The sequence below is a fragment of the Shewanella sp. 10N.286.51.B8 genome, from assembly GCF_041469325.1.
Lineage (GTDB): Bacteria > Pseudomonadota > Gammaproteobacteria > Enterobacterales > Shewanellaceae > Shewanella.
In genome coordinates this window covers 148,645-165,086 of the sequence record NZ_JBFRKG010000018.1, presented here as the reverse complement: position 1 = coordinate 165,086, position 16,442 = coordinate 148,645, and the positions used below count along the sequence as shown (strand labels likewise).

Here is a 16,442-nt window from a genome sequence, read left to right as displayed (position 1 = left end):
TCGCCAATAATAACAATTAACCTGAGCACAACAACAAGGGAGAGTGTTGAATGGATCGTAAAAGTATGGCGCTTGCTTCAGTCATGGCATTAACGCCAGTACTCATGGCAACCCCAATTATGACTTACGCTGCGACCTCAGCGGCGCAGAAAGTGATAAAGCAAAGTGACAAAGCCCAAGGGTTTATCAACTTTTATTTCCAAAATAGCTCTGGGGAATTGTTTTTAGAAGCAAACCGACTCAATGAGCCCTTTTTACTGATCAGCAGTTTACCCCATGGCGTTGGTTCTAATGATATAGGCCTAGACCGAGGCCAGCTCGGGCAAACACGCATGGTGCAATTTGAGCGCCACGGTCCTTATATTCTGCTTAAACAGTTAAATACCTTTTATCGGGCATCAAGCGATAACCCAGCGGAACAGCTAGCGGTCAAAGAGGCGTTTGCTGAATCGGTATTATGGCGCGGTAAAGTGGTCGAAGGTAAAACGCCGCTAGTTGCGGTTAATGATCTAATGATTAATGATTTACATGGGGTTTCTCAGCGTTTAGCTGACACTAAGCAAGGCAGTTATACCTTGGATAAATCCCGCTCAGTTATCTTACCCCAAGGAGTTAAGTCATTTGAGCAAAATGCCGATGTCGATGTTTTACTGACTTTCAATAGCGCTAAAGCTGGCGAATTTGTTAAGCAGGTGACTCCAGATGGCAAGTTTGTTTCAGTGCGAATGCGCTACTCTTTTGTGGCCTTGCCAGAAGCGGGTTATCAGCCCCGCGCTTATCAGCCGATGAGTGGTTATTTATCAGATGAGTATTTTGATTACTCTGCGCCTATCGACTCGCCAGTAAGCAAACAATATCTTTTACGTCATCGACTTGAAAAAGTCACCCCAGGTATTGCTCCTAGTGAAGTGGTTAAACCGATTACTTATTATCTTGATCCTGGCGTGCCAGAGCCTATTCGCTCAGCATTACTCGATGGTGGCCGCTGGTGGGAAGAAGCCTTTAATGAAGCAGGCTTTATTAATGGTTTTAAGCTGGAGATATTACCAGAAGATGCCGACCCACAAGATATTCGTTATAACATGATCCAATGGGTGCATCGTGCGACTCGCGGCTGGTCTTATGGCGCGTCAATTAAAGATCCGCGCACCGGTGAGATCATTAAAGGCCATGTCACCCTTGGGAGTTTGCGGGTTAAACAAGACCACCTTATTGCTCGCGGTTTAACCGCAGGTTGGCAAGACCGAGATGCCGCTGCTGAGGCATCAATGGCCTTAGCATTGGCGCGTATACGCCAATTGTCAGCTCACGAGATTGGCCATACCTTGGGGCTAGATCATAACTTTGCCGCCTCAACCAATGACAATGCTTCGGTGATGGATTATCCCCATCCCAACATTACCCTTAAAGGGGATCAAGTTGATATTTCAGCGCCATACGTTGAAGGCATTGGTGAGTGGGACAAGTTTACTATTGCTTACGGCTATGGCGATAAAGCTAATGCTGACGAGCTAGTGAAACAAGCCAGAACAGCAGGATTGCGTTACATTGGTGAAGCAGATTCCCGCTCAGCATCAGCAAGCCATGCCTATGCAAGTTTATGGGATAACGGTAACTCTGCAGCAGCAGAACTAACACGATTAGAGCAAGTGCGCCGCAAGGCAATTGAGCAGTTTAATGCCAATGCCTTACTGCAAGAGCAGCCACTAGGTGAACTTGCCGATGTGTTTGTGCCAATTTACTTACTGACCCGTTTTCAAGTGGATGCCGCAGCGAAGTGGATTGGTGGCAGTGATTATAGCTATCAGCAGCATGGCTCAGCTGAGCGCTGGCATTATTTATCGCCCAAGTTACAAACTGAAGCCTTAAGCTCTTTATTAGCGCTACTATCGGCTGAAAGCTTAGCAGTACCGACTGAAGTCACTGAGTTATTAGTGCCTAAAGCAGGTAATTACCGCAAAACCCGAGAAAGCTTTGATTCTGGCATTGGGGTGTTAACCGACCCCATAGGAATGGCAGAGGTGATGAGCCGCCATGTGGTAAGCCGAATATTAGTTCCAGAAAGATTAAACCGTGTCAATCAAGGCTTTATGGATGATTCAGAGCAGTTATCTGTGGTGAGTCTCATCGATAAGTTATTGGCGAAAACGCTTTTTCAAGATTTACAGCGTGGGCAGTTGTTAGCTGTGCAGATGCGTGTCAATACCGTGGTATTAGATGAGTTACTATCTAGCTACCATAACGACAACACCTCAGCTGAAGTAAAAGCGCAATTGTTAGCGCGCTTAACGTATGCCGAGAAGCAATTAAAGCGCCGTAGCAATCGCGCCAGTAATTATCAAGCTGCCCATTTTGAATGGTTATTGCAAGGTTTAGCCAAAGGGCTTGAGTCAGCGGAGTATCGCTTTATTGCCAAACCTCTAATGATGCCACCGGGTTCGCCAATTTAGTTTTTTGCTATGAACTGCTCGTTATAAGTGCGTGGCTAAAAATGCCCTGTTAAGCCGGTATGCTCGGACTAACAGGGCTTTTTATTGGCAGTAATTTAGCCGATGAGATGACATCTGCAGATAATCACTCTGCTATTTGCTTTGGATTTTTAGGGTAAAAATGATCCGCTTTATGATCAATATGGGAAAACTGACGGGTATTTTTATAAGGCAGTTTCATAAAACCTGAGACCCCATGGCCTTGGATCTTACTGGCATGAAATAAGATTCTATCCAGAGAAGCTCTAAAAGCTGCTTGTTTTCTCGGGTTTAATAAGCGCAAATAACTGTGTATTTTTAGATGGTTAGGTAAGGCTTCAAAAATAATACAGCCGGTATGATGAATTTGGTTTATCCAACCCAGTTCTGTCATGATCTCGGTGGGCAGCTCAAGGTTCTCTTCAGGATCTTTACCATCTTCAAAGTAAGAATGTAGCCGCGAACGGCCTTCTGATGCGGGCACATCACCCACTTCAAAACTTAATTGCGCATCGTTGACCATTTTATATGGCTCAGATGGATTGTTTCGCTCTAAATGTAAGGTGTCTTTAGCGTTAAAAAAGCAGGCTTTAAATACCCCGATACGTCGAATGCCGCGGGCTAAGGTCACCATATTATTGACCGCTTGGATTAACACTTCCTTAGTGTCGGGGTCATAAATAGCAAGGTTAGAGTCGATATAGACGCCGCTTTTACGCCAATGAATGGCAAGGCCTCCCACAATCGGGTATTGGGCTAATTTACCCACTGCGGCAATAAAGCCTTTTTCAGTGTCACCCATGCCCGCAAGAAAATTACGGTAATATTTTTCTAATTGAATATCATCCATCTTCGTAATGGGGTCTTGGGTGTTATGTTCCTTTAAAAATGATTTTCTGGAACTGTAACTCACGGTTTCGACTTGTTTTTGCTTTGGTAAAACCCACAGTGGTATATCTTCAATTAACGGCTGAGCCCCAAGGTGTGGCAAGTGCATACGGTGATTGTGGCGCATGCTCTTTAAAAAATAATCACCGGCTAAATTACGTCTGCTGGGGTCATCGCTAAGCATGCCATCTAAAGTGCGGGCCAGCTCAATGGGTAAACCTAAACTACTGGCGGTGATCACTTTACTGCCAAAGCGGCTAATTTGCCCTGATGCCAGTGCGTATAAGGTGGCTGCCACCCCTTGCTCATCAAATCTTGGACTGGATAACGCCCCATTAAGCTGATCTTCACCGATAAAGTACACATCGCCCATTCTGGCGTTGGTGTGTTGTTGATCGCTCGACATCAAGGACATCACATTGTCTTCAACCGAGTTATTATGCTCATCACGTTGGGCAAACACCGCCGAGCCCCAATCAATGAGTGATAAATGGTCGTTTTCAATGTCATACACTAAATTTGATGGCTTAATATCGCCATGGACTAAGCATTTACCTGTGCGCAGGTAGTACAATAAATTGGCCAATTGCCGTGCAATGCTGATGATCATGGCTATGGGTAACGTCCCCATTCGGTGACAGATTTTATCGAGATCTTCACCCTTGGCTCGCTCCATGACCATAATGCCTTGCTTGCCGACCCGCTCAAATTTGATGGCGTTAGGGACATTAGGGTGCACTAATTGACTGAGCATGAAGGCTTCTTCTTCAAGTCTATCTTGCACGCTTCGTGGCAGGGTAATGCGGGAAAACTTAAACACATGGGATTGGCTAATATCATTGATACCCGCAAACACAAAGCCATAGGCACCTTTGCCGATAAACTCGATATCATGATAACCAAGCTTGCTTAGTTGCTGTTTACATAAACGGATCCAGGCTCGATGCTTACGGGCATCTTCAGCCTTGAGCAGGTAAACTGATTGCTCTTCATTGATATAAAAATGCTGTAACTGCGGTGTTTGCAAAATTAACTTCCTATGTACCAAGGTGCCTGTTGAGTGTATTGGTATTGGCTTATCTCATAAACTCATATTTACACATTGCTGGCAAGCTATTGGATTGATTGAGCCGATTTTTTTTCTGTTTTAGCCTTTATAAAGCAAATTAACCTCACCTAGATCTCAAACCGACCTATCGTAAAAATTAGCTGTTGTAAACTTTGACGTGAGTCAAATTGTTTTGTGCGTTAGGTAGGTAGTATTTAAGTAAGTAAAAATATTCGGTTTAATCAAGGAGTGCTTATGCCTACCATTAACAAAGCGGATTTAATTTCACTATTTCCTTTTCCACGGCAACGTATTTTACAGTCGATGGAAGTTACTCACTGTCCACATGCGGTGTTTTATAATGCCAGTGATGAGCAATGTACTACTTGTCATCAGGGCGAAGAGTGCATTTGGATGAATCATAATGATGAACTGGTGGCCCTTGAGAAAAAATCAGTGGAAGATCTGAAACAACAGTTGTTGATTGCGGTGGACTTTATTGACTCGAATTTGAGCCCACATCATTTATCACGTCGTAATTGTCAATGTGATAACTGCAAGTGGCTTAAAAAAGTTCAGCATGTGCTTCAAGGTAAAGCTGAACAAGAGTAGCAGACATTGCCATTACTGTTGCTTTATAGCTTAGGTTTAGTCAATCAAAGTTGTCGTTTGTCGGGTTCAAACTGTGGTTTACGGGTTTAAGCTTTTTAGTGTTGCATCTCACTTTTAGAGTGATTAGAGTTAGACGCATTATTTACTGACTTGAGTTTATCTACATGGAAGCGAGTTTTTGGCATGAGAAGTGGCAGTTACAACAAATCGGTTTTCATCAGCCGCAAGTGAATCCATTTTTAGTAAAGTATTGGTCTACACTTGCCGTCGATAACAGCGCAGAGGTGTTTGTACCTTTATGTGGCAAGTCATTAGACATGTGTTACCTTGCAGAGCAAGGCCATGATGTTGTTGGCTGTGAGCTAAGCCAAACCGCTGTTGAGGACTTTTTTAGCGACAATAATTTGCCTGTGAGCATGACTTCGCAAGCTGAGCATCAATTTTTTTGTGCTGATCAAGTAACCCTTATTCAAGGTGATATTTTTACCCTACCATTAACGGCGACAAAGTCGATTCAGGCTTTTTACGATCGCGCCGCCTTAATTGCTTGGCCAGAGCAAATGCGCCAGCAATATGCACAACAGCTTGCCAAGTTAATTCCGGCTAAAGTTAAAGGGTTATTGATTACCTTAGATTACCCACAAGCAGAGCTTAATGGCCCGCCATTTGCGGTGAGCCCGCAGTGGATTGAACAATACCTGGCGCCATATTTCGAGATTGAATTACTCGAGTGCGCTGATGTACTAGCGGATAACCCTCGATTTTTAAATAAGAATGTCTCTTGGCTAAATGAAGCTGCATATAAGCTAACCCGCAAAGCCTAAACTTTGGCTGGTTGAAAAAATACAATAAAAAGGCGACCTTGAAGGTCGCCTTAGTTTTTATATTAGCTTTTTATATTCGTTTTTCGATTTAAAAAGAATATTTAGAAATCGTAACGCATACCAACACTGAACACGCTATCATCAGCTAAGTCAGTTTTAGCACCTGCAACTTTATAGTCACCTTCATACATTGCATAGTGGCCAAATACTAAGGTAGATTTAGAAATGCGGTAATCAGCACCAATGGTAAAGTTAGATACATTAATGTCATCTGAAGCTACACCACCTGAATTTTTGTAGTAGTTACCAAAACCGGCTTCATCCATACCGTATTCAGCTTTCAAGTTTACGCCACTAATGTTGTAAACGATATTGACTAAATAAGAGTTACCCTCTTGGATTGAATTGCTTGTGCTTTCAGCATTTTGGAATAAACCGCCAATTTTGACATCACCTACTTTGAATTGACCTACCGCGCGGTATGCGTCAATACCGCCAATTCCTTTGTTGTAAGCGCCTGCTACGTAGTAATTGTGCTTTTTAAAGCCTTTGTCACCAAAAGTAACGTTTACGGCATACTGTGCGTCATCATTACCGTTGTTATCTTCCATTAAATAGGTGGCGTTAATGGCAAAGATGTCAGCCATAACTGGAGAGTAATACCAGAAGCCATCAGCACTACGCACTTGGCCACCTAATAGACGATCCATATCGGCGTTGGTGTTACCAAACGCATCAAATCCACCTTCTGCTGCTTTAAATACAGTGTCGTTACGACCCACTAATATGGTACCACCACTGCCTTTAAGGCCTAAAAACGTGTTACGCGCTTTAAATACATCACCTTTTCCTGAAGTGTTTTCTACTTGGAACTCCATTTGGTAAACTACGTCAACGCCATCAGCAATTTTTTCAGTGCCTTTAACGCCTAAGTTTGAGAAGTTATTTTCAATGTAAGTGCCACTTTCATATATAATTTTGTCATTATCATCCTTTTTAGAATTAGTGCCAGACTGTAGGGTTGAGCCTGTGTCAGTGTTAGTCACCGATAAATCTAAGCGACCGTAAAAATCAGGACCGTCGGCTAGCGCAGCGAACGAAGTGAGGGTTAAAACCGATACAACTGATGCAGATAATAATGTCTTTTTCATCTTTCATACTCCCTTTAGAACATGATGTTCTATCCCCATTTATATGGGATTGTTTTAGTGGTATTTTTCGCAGAACACTCTGCGTAACAAACTTGTTGCAATATTTACAGGTTTATCGTTAAAAAGTTGTGGTCTAGATCAAGTTTTTTGTTTTGAGGTGAAATTGGTGTGTAAAAGATGTGATAAATGCTGTGTATTTGGGTTTTGGTTAACACTTTTATAGCGTTATACCTATTTAGAGAGGTTCACATCTAATTAAAAATGCGCTAGCCCAGTACTTTATGAGATCTACATCAGGTTTAGGGATTGCTTAAGTGGGAGCTTTGAAGTGTTGTTATTGCAGTTTTTTTAGCTATTAGGTCATTAAAATCAACCTCTAATGACTAAAACAAAAAAAACGGCCTAAATAGACCGTTTTTAATCATCATATCGGTAGATAAATTAACGCTTAAAAACGATGATTAAGCCGTTAATAAGTCGCTGTGATGAGTTAGAAATCGTAGCGTAAACCCACAGTCACGATATCGTCATTTAAGCTTTGGCTAGTTTGGTTTAGTACCATGTCGCCATCATACTTAGTGTAGTGACCATATACTAAGGTACTTGGGCTAACGCGGTAATCTGCACCAACACTAAATTGGCTGATTTCAAACTCATTCATGTTTTTAAGGTTGCTATTTTTATCGCTATCAGTACCAACTAAACGGCTAGCGTACTTACCAAGACCTGAATCATCATAACCGTAAGCGGCTTTAAGCTTGAGGTTACCCATTAGGTAAGCTAGGTTTACGTAGTAGCTATCACCTTCAAGATGAGCTAGTTCAGCTTTTTGGCTTTTACTGTTTTGGTATAAACCGCCAACAATAAAGTCACCAAATTTAGCTTGTACTACACCACGGTATGCTTCTACATCGCTGATACCATCTTGGTATGCTGCAGCTGCATAAAAGTTATGTGTTTTAAATGCTTTATCACCAACAGTTGCGCTTAATGCATACATAGAACTGCTAGTTGATTCGTGATTATCATCCATTAAATAAGTCGCATTTAATGTCACTAAATCTGCAATTTTTGGTGAGTAATAGCTAATGCCATCAGCTTCACGGTTTTGACCAACAACTAATAAATCGATATCAGAGTTACTGTTACCAAATAAATCAAATCCACCTTCTGCTGCTTTGAACACAGTGTCGTTACGACCCACTAATGCGGTACCTGCAACTGTTTTAATACCTAAAAAGCTGTTACGAGCAGCAAAAGTGTTACCAGAGTTATCGAAGTTAGAAACGCCAAACTCCATTTGGTATAAGATTTCTACGTTGTCACTGATTTTTTCAGCGCCTTTAACACCCAACCATGAAAAGTTGTTTTCAAGGACAGTGCCATCTTTTTGATTTTGAGTTGCAATACCTTCACTAGAGTTGGTGATTGCAAGATCGGCGCGGCCATAAAAATTTGGGCCATCAGCTAGAGCAGTAAAAGAGGTCATTGCAGTGCAAGATAAAATAGCTGCAGTGATCAGTTTTTTTTTTTTCATCTTAATCTTCCTTTGGTAAGGGCTTGATTTTTATCAGCTATGCTTGCTGATATTGATAGAAAATAACGACTGGGTTATCAACCTTATCGTTATTCATAGTAATTCCTGTTCTGTGGAGGATATTGCCACAAAAAGTTCATACCAAAGCGTGATCTATGTCACTTTAGGTTGGATTTAATTTATATGTATCATTATGATTTACAATGACTTAAATCGTAGTTAACAGTTTTATTGGTGCGGTTAACTGGCTTTCTTTGTTTTTGCTGCATGTTGCGGGTTTAGGTAATAGGTGTTTCAGTGTGTAACTAGGGTTTAACTAAGGTTTAATTGAGGAATACATTCAGATCTGCGTTGATTTCGTATAAAATACCGCCCCCACATTGAGAGTTTAAAGAGCAATACATGTTGTCTGAATCATACTTAAATCGTTTTGGTGGTATAGGTCGACTATACGGTCAAGCGGCATTGGAAAACTTTGCTAATGCACATGTCGTGATCATCGGTATTGGTGGGGTAGGGACTTGGGTCGCCGAATCGCTGGCTCGAAGTGGTATAGGGCAAATAACACTGATTGATTTAGATGACATATGTGTCACTAATACCAATCGTCAATCTCACGCAATTGCATCCACCATCGGCCAGTCCAAAGTTGAAGTAATGGCGCAGCGAATTATTGAAATTAATCCTGAGTGCGTGGTGAATGAAGTCGAAGACTTTATCACTGTCGATAATTTGGCGGAGCATCTGGGTAGTAAAGCCAGTCCGTTAGCGATTGATTATGTGGTTGACTGTATTGATGCCGTCAAACAAAAAGCGGCGTTAATTGCCTGGTGTAAAAGAAATAAGCTGAAAATTGTCACCGTAGGTGGCGCGGGAGGTCAAACCGATCCCACTCAAATTCAGTTAACCGATTTAGCTAAAACTTATCAAGACCCATTATTAGCGAAAGTCAGAAACATTTTGCGTAGAGAATATAACTTTTCAAAAAATGTTGCCCGCAGGTTTGCCGTTGACGCAGTGTTTTCAACGCAACAACTGGTATATCCTCAAAATGATGGTAGCGTCTGCAGTACTAAAAATAGCGCCGATGGCAGTATGAGAATGGATTGTGCGTCAGGCTTTGGCGCAGTGACTATGGTTACTGGCACTTTTGGTTTTATTGCTGCAAGTCGAGTATTAGCCAAATTGGCAGCCAAATAATGTATACAGAATGCCAATATTTTTAAGCTTAACGTTTAGCTTATCAATCTCATTTAACCTATAGCTTAGTTTCGATCTTCATGGCGCATTAAACAGCTTATTTGATGCGCCTAACTGCCGTTGTTTGCTCTTCCCTCTAAATAAGTCATTGCGTTAACTGCTTTTATTCATTTCTCATTTTATTGGCATTGAAATTGCTTTACTAAGTCTAGATTCAAAAATCTGACACTGTGGATAGCATGATGATGAAAATGAAATTAAAGGCTGTAAATTTAGTGAATATCAAACGCGTTTTAGTCAGCACTATGCTGTGGTTAGTGATCGCTTGTGCGGTATTATTAGTTGCACCTCAGCACGTGCTTGAGACGCTTTCTTTGTCGGCTCTGGTGTCAGATTATGGCCATTTTATTGGCTTAGGGCTCATTGTTGGTGCCGCTTTTTTCTTAAGCCAATTATTCACCTTTGTGGTTGACGAGACGATTGGGATTTTAAAAGAAAAACGCGCTGTTGAAACCATAGAAGCCAAAGTTAAGTTACTCGATCCCGCTGAGCGAGCGTTACTGCGAGAGTTCTTTTTACAGGGAGCGACAATTTTGGCGCTACCGCAAAACGAATTGGCAGTTAAAGGTCTAGTGGACAGTAATATTTTAGAGTTAGTGGGTAATGAGCGTCACTATGCGATTCAAGGACCGACTGCTGAGTATAAAATTTCAATGAAAGCGCGTTTGTATTTAAATCGTGAAGTATTGAGATTACCCGCAGGCGAGCCAAGTAAGGAAGAGCTTAATCACCTTATTAAAGCGCGACCACAGTTTGTAAATGGTCTAGTGCAATCTAGAAAGCATGCCGCGTAATCTAAAAATTAGGTTTAATAAACATAAAAATGGGGGCGAAAGCCCCCTAAAGAAACAAATAACAAATAACAAAAATTATAGAAGGAGGGTAGTAACTATTCCTTAGGAGCAGATTTCACAATAAACATCCACATCATGTAAGACATGATCCCCATGGTGCAGAAGATAACAATCATTGACAGCAATCCGATTGCGTTACCAAACATTAAATCTAACCAAAAAGCCATAATCATTATCCTTTCATTGTAAAACTAGCTTTAACATACTATTTTCATTTCTTAACATTTATGATCTTGATCAATAAAGTCAGTGCTTTTTAATGGGGAAGATTTATTAATGTCGATTAGCGCAAATTTACTCTACTTGAATGAGATTTAAGCTATTGAGATTGATTTGATCATTTTGCTTATGAAAGGGCTTGCCATTGTCATTGGCCTAGGTATAATTCCGTCACTCAATTGAGCCAAGCTTGATTGACTACAATATGATGCCAGCGTGATGAAATTGGTATACATGGGGGATTCAAAATCCCCTGTCGAAAGACGTGTCGGTTCGAGTCCGACCGCTGGTACCATCTCCTCTTTGAGGATAAAACCGACGTAAGTCGGTTTTTTTGTGCTTGAAATTTACCAAGCCAGGTTTAATTTCCTAATAGTAATTGTGTTGATTTCGTTCATTTCGTTCATTTCGTTCATTGCGTTCATTGCTTTGTTGTATGAGACACAATTACCCGCTAAAGCGCTAGCTTCGAAAGCTAAATATCATAGTGTTGTAGCCCATAGCTCCATTTTTTTAACGCGGCCTCCAACTCTTTAAGTTTATAAGGTTTGTGTAAAATGTCATTCATGCCTGATTCAACGCACTCAGCGACTTCAGTGGATGTTGTGCCAGCCGTTAGTGCAATTATCGGTTTAGTATAACCCTGTTTACGTAAGTACTTTGTTGTTTGAAATCCATCTAAAATGGGCATACGGCAATCCATTAAAATGATATCAAATTCATTATTTTTTAAGACTTCAAGGGCTAGTTCTCCATTATCAGCGAACTGATAGTTAATGCTAAATTTATCTAGCATCATCCCTAAAATAACTTGATTGGTCTTGATGTCTTCTACGGCTAAAATGCGTAGATGATTGATACTGTGAGTATTCCTGTTTACCTCAATAACACTTTGGTTATTTTCTACGGCAAGTTCAAGGGGAAGCTTAACGGTAAACTCTGTCCCTTTATCAAGGGTACTGACGAAGCTGACCTCACCATTCATCAATTCAATCAACTGCTTACAAATGGATAGCCCTAAACCTGTTCCTTCAAACTTTCTTTGGCTAGAGTTATCGACTTGGGTGAAGGGCTCAAATAAGCTTGCTTGCTTATTTTGGGGGATGCCGCAGCCAGTGTCAGAGATAATAAAAATCAATGACGTGTCTTGCCATGATGTGTGTAGATGAATCGATCCTTGATTGGTAAATTTAACTGAATTGCCGATTAGGTTAATTAGGATTTGTTTAATCCTGTCTGCATCCCCAAGCAGGGTGGTAGGTATTGATTGGTCATTTTCGCAACTGAATGTCAGTCCCTTGGCTTTGATTTTCTCAATAAAAATTTGTTCTATGGTATCAATTAGGGTTTGCGGGCTGAAAGTGGCTAATTTCAACTCAAGCATACCAGCGTTCATTTTGCTGATATCAAGTAAGTCATTAATAATAACTCGAAGCATTTCTCCCGCTTGATGTACGCTCATGAGTAATTTTTTTTGGTAGCTGGTAATAGAGGTGTCCTCCATGAGCTCCGCTGCCCCAAGTAAGCCATTTAAGGGGGTTCTTAATTCATGGTTAATCATTGCCACAAAGTCACGGGTCGACTTTTCAGAGTGTTCCGCTCTTATTTTTTCCTTAATGGTTTTGTTAAGTAATAATTGGCGCTGAAAAGAGGCACTTATCATATCGGCAATTAAACAGTACTGTTTTTCAATCACGCGATGCCAGCTTTCTTGAGGGCTGGTACGGAAAATAAAATGTAATCGGCCCACTTTTTTAGGTCCAAATTGCAGATATACTACTAGCTCGGTTTTATCTTGATTCCATTGGAAGTTATTTTTCGGGGTTGGAAACTCATCAAAGGTGGTTGCTTCACCGGATTGTAAGTGTTCATTTTCTAATATATCCAAGCTGGAAGACAGCCGGATTGCTTTAATACTGGCAGTATCCATCAGATCTTCAAGTAATTGTTGGATCACCTGCTCACTGGGAGGGACTTGTAATAACTGCGAGTTATAATGTGACAGGGTGGATTCTAATTTATTGATGAAGATCAGCAGTTGTTCATCTTGTTCAGCTTGTTTTTTTGCAACAACTAAAGAGTCTTCCACAAGTAATTTTGCGAAATACAGTTCGGTACTTTTTTCTTCCAATAGCGATTCAGCTGCTTTGCGAATTTTAGTTTCTCGTTGAATCTTTTTCTTAAGCAGTTCTATTGTTTTTTCACTATCCATTTATAAAGCCTAAACTTTGGTCAATGTAAAGCGAACCTGAGAACCGTCCGCTTGAATCGGTTTCATTTGGATATCAATTTTTTCATTAAAATATTCAGCGCAGCCTTCAATGAGGCCAAAACAAACATGAGAAAAACAACGGGCAGAAATATAATCTAACACCATGTCATATTCACTGCTTGAAATAAGGTCAAACTTGGGTGGCTTTGCATCGCCGTAAAGCTTTTTAACTTCAAGATGAATATATTCTTCGACTTGGGTAATAAATTGAAAAGTCGAGCTCGAGTTAATTTTAAGCTCTGGCATACTGTCTAGTAAATTAGTGAATACTGATTTACCATATACAGCCTGTAATTCTTCAATACTGATACCTGTTATTTTACTTAAAGAGATAATCAGTTTTACTAAATCCTTATGATCGTAGGTGCCAGCGGAGGTATACACTCCTTCATCTGCATTTTCATCAAGTATTTTTTGGCATACTTCTAAACCAAATGTGGTTTCAACAAGTTCTAAAAACTCAGAAAAAATAATACCCTTCATAATCATCTTTAATTAATGTCTTTGTATTGAGTATAGGCATAAAATGACATTACTCTGCAGTTAATCGCAGTTTTTTTAGATAAACAGGAATGTTGTAAAACTATTCTGATACTCGGGCGAACTGATTTGGTCAGCGATGAAACTTAGCAAGGTTAGTTATTATTGGGGTGATTGCTCAGACAAGCTCTGAGTCTTTAATCCTTTCAATCGTGACCTATGTGGAATGGATGCGATCGCGTAAATAAAGTTGAATAATAGTGTTCTTATTTTCAGCTAATGAAAAAGGATGCCAAGGCATCCTTATTTGTTTCATCGGCTATAGAGACTTTAAATTGGCGTTAAGCTTAGAACTTATAATCAATAGCCAAATACACTTGCTGTGTATCATTTAATGAGTAGCTGGCACTATTCGCCCCATTAGATGCGTTTACATCATAATCTTGTTTTAAATAGCGGTAACCCACTTCAGTAGACCAGCTGTTATTAATGTTATACATCAAACCTGTTTGACCGCCCCATACAAAGGTATTTTTAGAGTCAAAGCCACTGTCTTTAATCCCGTTATGCGTCATACCTGCAGTTGCACCAACAAACCAGTTCATTTTATTACTGTCACCTAAGCCAACAAGGTAATCATATGATAATAAAAAGGTTTGTTGTCTTGCTATATCATCAGAGTTATAGCCGTAGGTGGCGTATATACGGTTGTTATCATTGAGGTAGTTACCCACTCTAAATTGGTAGCTTATATCTTCTTCTATATTTCTCTGATTACTTTCTGCACTAGATTTCATTTTATAGGTATCTTGCTGATAACCTGCTGCGCCACCCACAAACCAATCTGATGCCATAGCAGGAACTGACATTACCGATGAGATTAAACCCGCTAGAACAAGATGCTTCGTTTTCATTTTTTACTCCAAGTGTAAATAATCACTATTAATAATTTCTCACAGTGTTTTTTTGCTGTTGAGGTCACCATAGTGCGAGCTAGCTGAATCGTTACTGAATGAAATCGTTGCTATTTTCATATCGCTTAGAAGAGTTATGTATTTCTTACCTGGGTAGAACTGGTTTTATCACTGGTTTTTTGCTGGCAATGTTTTGGCTTAAATAGGCTCTGGGAAACTGCAATCGAATTAATTTTTGAATCGAGGTGCCATATCACATATGACTTAATTATTGGTAGATCACAAATATGAAAGATAGTTATGGGATTGTATGCGCTTTGTCACTTTATTGTTTTTTAGCCCACTTTTGAGGATGATTTTTCATGTATAACCTTGTATGTGGCTAAGTAAGAAAGATAACTAAAATTTAAGCCATAAATTCAGATAATTGAAACATATTTTGAAATTGTATCGATATGATTTTGTCGATAATTAACGCTGTTGTTGAGTTAGCTAATGGCTTAGTTGTCACAAGTCAGATTCGAAAACGATAGGGTTTTGCTAAGGAGATTGGCTAATGTTTTATGTTCACATGTTGTTATTGCTTGCAGTGATCTTTGTGGGGATCCGTCATGGCGGGGTCGCATTTGGGTTATTAGGAGGCTTAGGGGTTTCCGTATTAGCGTTTGCTTTCGGAGTCGCCCCCGGTTCACCGCCTGTCAGCGTGATGTTAATTATTTTAGCGGTTGTCGCGGCATCAGCGACGGTAGAAGCAACTGGTGGCCTGAAATTATTGGTCAAGTATGCTGAAAAACTATTAAGAAAACACCCCAATCAAATTACCTTTTTAGGGCCATTATGTACTTATTCATTAACTGTGTTAGTGGGTACGGGTCATTCGGTTTATCCATTATTACCGGTTATTTATGACGTGGCCTATAAAAAAGGTATCCGCCCTGAGCGTCCTTTAGCAATGGCTACCGTGGCATCACAAATGGGCATTACAGCCAGCCCAATTGCCGCAGCCGCCGCAGTGGTTATGGCAACGGCAATGGATAATCATCTTGATATTAGCTTAATCAATGTTTTATCTGTCACTATCCCGGCGACTTTAGTGGGCGTATTAGCAGGTTGTGCTTGGAGCTTAAATCGCGGTAAAGATCTTGATAAAGATGAAGACTTTCAAGCGCGTTTAAAAGATGACGAGTTTAAAAACAACTTAATTGACCCAGAAATTGAAACGGATGATCAAGCCCATACCGATACCATAGCGAAAAGAGGCTTAATGCTGTTTTTAGGCGGTATTTTATCTGTGATCATGTTGGCAATGTTCAGCAAAGAATTACTGCCTGAAGGCGTAAAAATGTCGGTAGCCATTCAGTTTATGATGCTATCCGTTGGCGCCATTATTTTACTGGCAACAAAAGTCTCGCCGCAAAAAATCGTTAGCAGCAATGTGTTTACAGCCGGTATGACGGCGGTGGTGATTATCTTTGGTATCGCATGGTTAAGTGACACCATTATTGGCCACCATAAGAGTTACTTAGTGAGCTCATTGAGTGATTTAGTTAGTGCTTACCCTTGGTCGTTTGCCATTGCGATGTTTATGGCATCAATATTCTTAAAAAGTCAGGCAGCCGTGCTAACCATTATGTTTCCGCTGGGCTTTGCATTAGGCATTCCTGCCCCTGTGCTGATTGGGGTTATTCCAGCCTGTTATGCTTATTTCTTTTTCCCGTTTTATCCAAGTGATTTAGCGGCAATCAGTTTTGACCGCTCTGGTACCACTAATATTGGTAAGTACGTCCTAAATCACAGCTTTATTGTGCCTGGATTTATTGGGGTGAGTACCGCAACAGTATTAGGCTACTTCCTATCAACAGTGGTGATAAACCATTAGTCTATCGCCAGATTAACTGACAAAAATGCCCAGCAA

The 16,442-nt window shown here is 40.6% G+C and carries 13 protein-coding genes and 1 tRNA gene; 7 read left to right on the top strand and 7 right to left on the bottom strand.

The window, feature by feature from the left end:
- Positions 1-50 precede the first annotated feature (50 nt).
- On the top strand, positions 51-2,450 hold the full coding sequence (locus AB4160_RS08575) for a zinc-dependent metalloprotease (RefSeq protein ID WP_102475357.1): 2,400 nt from the start codon (positions 51-53) through the stop codon (positions 2,448-2,450).
- 124 nt (positions 2,451-2,574) lie between these two features.
- Here the strand turns inward: AB4160_RS08575 and AB4160_RS08570 are convergent, their stop codons facing one another.
- Complete coding sequence (locus AB4160_RS08570) at positions 2,575-4,383, bottom strand: protein kinase domain-containing protein (RefSeq protein ID WP_102436672.1); 1,809 nt, start codon at positions 4,381-4,383, stop codon at positions 2,575-2,577.
- Between the two features lie 276 nt (positions 4,384-4,659).
- Here AB4160_RS08570 and AB4160_RS08565 point away from each other — a divergent pair, with 276 nt between their 5' ends.
- A complete protein-coding gene (locus AB4160_RS08565) occupies positions 4,660-5,016 on the top strand; it encodes a hypothetical protein (RefSeq protein ID WP_076540594.1) in 357 nt (118 codons plus the stop codon).
- Between the two features lie 164 nt (positions 5,017-5,180).
- Positions 5,181-5,840 carry a thiopurine S-methyltransferase gene (locus tag AB4160_RS08560; protein ID WP_372004222.1) on the top strand — a complete coding sequence of 220 codons (660 nt, stop codon included), beginning with the start codon at positions 5,181-5,183 and terminating at the stop codon, positions 5,838-5,840.
- A 101-nt stretch (positions 5,841-5,941) separates the two neighbouring features.
- On the opposite strand, the gene AB4160_RS08555 is transcribed toward AB4160_RS08560, so the two are convergent.
- Entirely contained in the window at positions 5,942-6,991 is a 1,050-nt protein-coding gene (locus AB4160_RS08555; protein ID WP_372004220.1) for a porin, read from the bottom strand.
- Positions 6,992-7,481: 490 nt separating this feature from the next.
- Positions 7,482-8,528 carry a porin gene (locus AB4160_RS08550; RefSeq protein WP_372004218.1) on the bottom strand — a complete coding sequence of 349 codons (1,047 nt, stop codon included), beginning with the start codon at positions 8,526-8,528 and terminating at the stop codon, positions 7,482-7,484.
- 405 nt (positions 8,529-8,933) lie between these two features.
- Between AB4160_RS08550 and tcdA the strand changes: the two genes are divergently transcribed.
- Entirely contained in the window at positions 8,934-9,728 is a 795-nt protein-coding gene (gene tcdA / locus AB4160_RS08545; RefSeq protein ID WP_102436769.1) for a tRNA cyclic N6-threonylcarbamoyladenosine(37) synthase TcdA, read from the top strand.
- Positions 9,729-9,970: 242 nt separating this feature from the next.
- On the top strand, positions 9,971-10,582 hold the full coding sequence (locus AB4160_RS08540) for a superinfection exclusion B family protein (protein ID WP_372004216.1): 612 nt from the start codon (positions 9,971-9,973) through the stop codon (positions 10,580-10,582).
- Positions 10,583-10,677: 95 nt separating this feature from the next.
- Here the strand turns inward: AB4160_RS08540 and AB4160_RS08535 are convergent, their stop codons facing one another.
- A complete protein-coding gene (locus AB4160_RS08535) occupies positions 10,678-10,809 on the bottom strand; it encodes a DUF3149 domain-containing protein (protein WP_076540587.1) in 132 nt (43 codons plus the stop codon).
- Positions 10,810-11,071: 262 nt separating this feature from the next.
- On the opposite strand from AB4160_RS08535, the gene AB4160_RS08530 reads away from it, so the two are divergent.
- Positions 11,072-11,156 (top strand) — tRNA-Leu (locus tag AB4160_RS08530).
- 180 nt (positions 11,157-11,336) lie between these two features.
- On the opposite strand, the gene AB4160_RS08525 is transcribed toward AB4160_RS08530, so the two are convergent.
- From AB4160_RS08525 to AB4160_RS08515, 3 genes are all read right to left on the bottom strand, one after another.
- Positions 11,337-13,073: an ATP-binding protein gene (locus tag AB4160_RS08525; protein WP_372004214.1), complete on the bottom strand. Its 1,737-nt coding sequence runs from the start codon at positions 13,071-13,073 to the stop codon at positions 11,337-11,339.
- A 9-nt stretch (positions 13,074-13,082) separates the two neighbouring features.
- Entirely contained in the window at positions 13,083-13,616 is a 534-nt protein-coding gene (locus AB4160_RS08520) for a heme NO-binding domain-containing protein (RefSeq protein ID WP_102520908.1), read from the bottom strand.
- Positions 13,617-13,960: 344 nt separating this feature from the next.
- Positions 13,961-14,527, bottom strand: a complete 567-nt coding sequence (locus tag AB4160_RS08515; RefSeq protein WP_102520907.1) for an outer membrane beta-barrel protein — start codon at positions 14,525-14,527, stop codon at positions 13,961-13,963.
- Between the two features lie 556 nt (positions 14,528-15,083).
- Between AB4160_RS08515 and AB4160_RS08510 the strand changes: the two genes are divergently transcribed.
- A complete protein-coding gene (locus AB4160_RS08510; protein WP_372004211.1) occupies positions 15,084-16,406 on the top strand; it encodes an anaerobic C4-dicarboxylate transporter in 1,323 nt (440 codons plus the stop codon).
- The last annotated feature ends 36 nt before the right edge of the window (positions 16,407-16,442 follow it).

What these genes read in the sequence shown, in the direction of transcription:
- AB4160_RS08575 (WP_102475357.1), top strand. Translation starts at nt 51, where the DNA reads ATGGATCGTAAAAGTATGGCGCTTGCTTCAGTCATGGCATTAACGCCA.
- AB4160_RS08565 (WP_076540594.1), top strand. Translation starts at nt 4,660, where the DNA reads ATGCCTACCATTAACAAAGCGGATTTAATTTCACTATTTCCTTTTCCA.
- AB4160_RS08560 (WP_372004222.1), top strand. Translation starts at nt 5,181, where the DNA reads ATGGAAGCGAGTTTTTGGCATGAGAAGTGGCAGTTACAACAAATCGGT.
- AB4160_RS08555 (WP_372004220.1), bottom strand. Translation starts at nt 6,991, where the DNA reads ATGAAAAAGACATTATTATCTGCATCAGTTGTATCGGTTTTAACCCTC.
- AB4160_RS08550 (WP_372004218.1), bottom strand. Translation starts at nt 8,528, where the DNA reads ATGAAAAAAAAAAAACTGATCACTGCAGCTATTTTATCTTGCACTGCA.
- AB4160_RS08540 (WP_372004216.1), top strand. Translation starts at nt 9,971, where the DNA reads ATGATGAAAATGAAATTAAAGGCTGTAAATTTAGTGAATATCAAACGC.
- AB4160_RS08535 (WP_076540587.1), bottom strand. Translation starts at nt 10,809, where the DNA reads ATGGCTTTTTGGTTAGATTTAATGTTTGGTAACGCAATCGGATTGCTG.
- AB4160_RS08525 (WP_372004214.1), bottom strand. Translation starts at nt 13,073, where the DNA reads ATGGATAGTGAAAAAACAATAGAACTGCTTAAGAAAAAGATTCAACGA.
- AB4160_RS08520 (WP_102520908.1), bottom strand. Translation starts at nt 13,616, where the DNA reads ATGAAGGGTATTATTTTTTCTGAGTTTTTAGAACTTGTTGAAACCACA.
- AB4160_RS08515 (WP_102520907.1), bottom strand. Translation starts at nt 14,527, where the DNA reads ATGAAAACGAAGCATCTTGTTCTAGCGGGTTTAATCTCATCGGTAATG.
- AB4160_RS08510 (WP_372004211.1), top strand. Translation starts at nt 15,084, where the DNA reads ATGTTTTATGTTCACATGTTGTTATTGCTTGCAGTGATCTTTGTGGGG.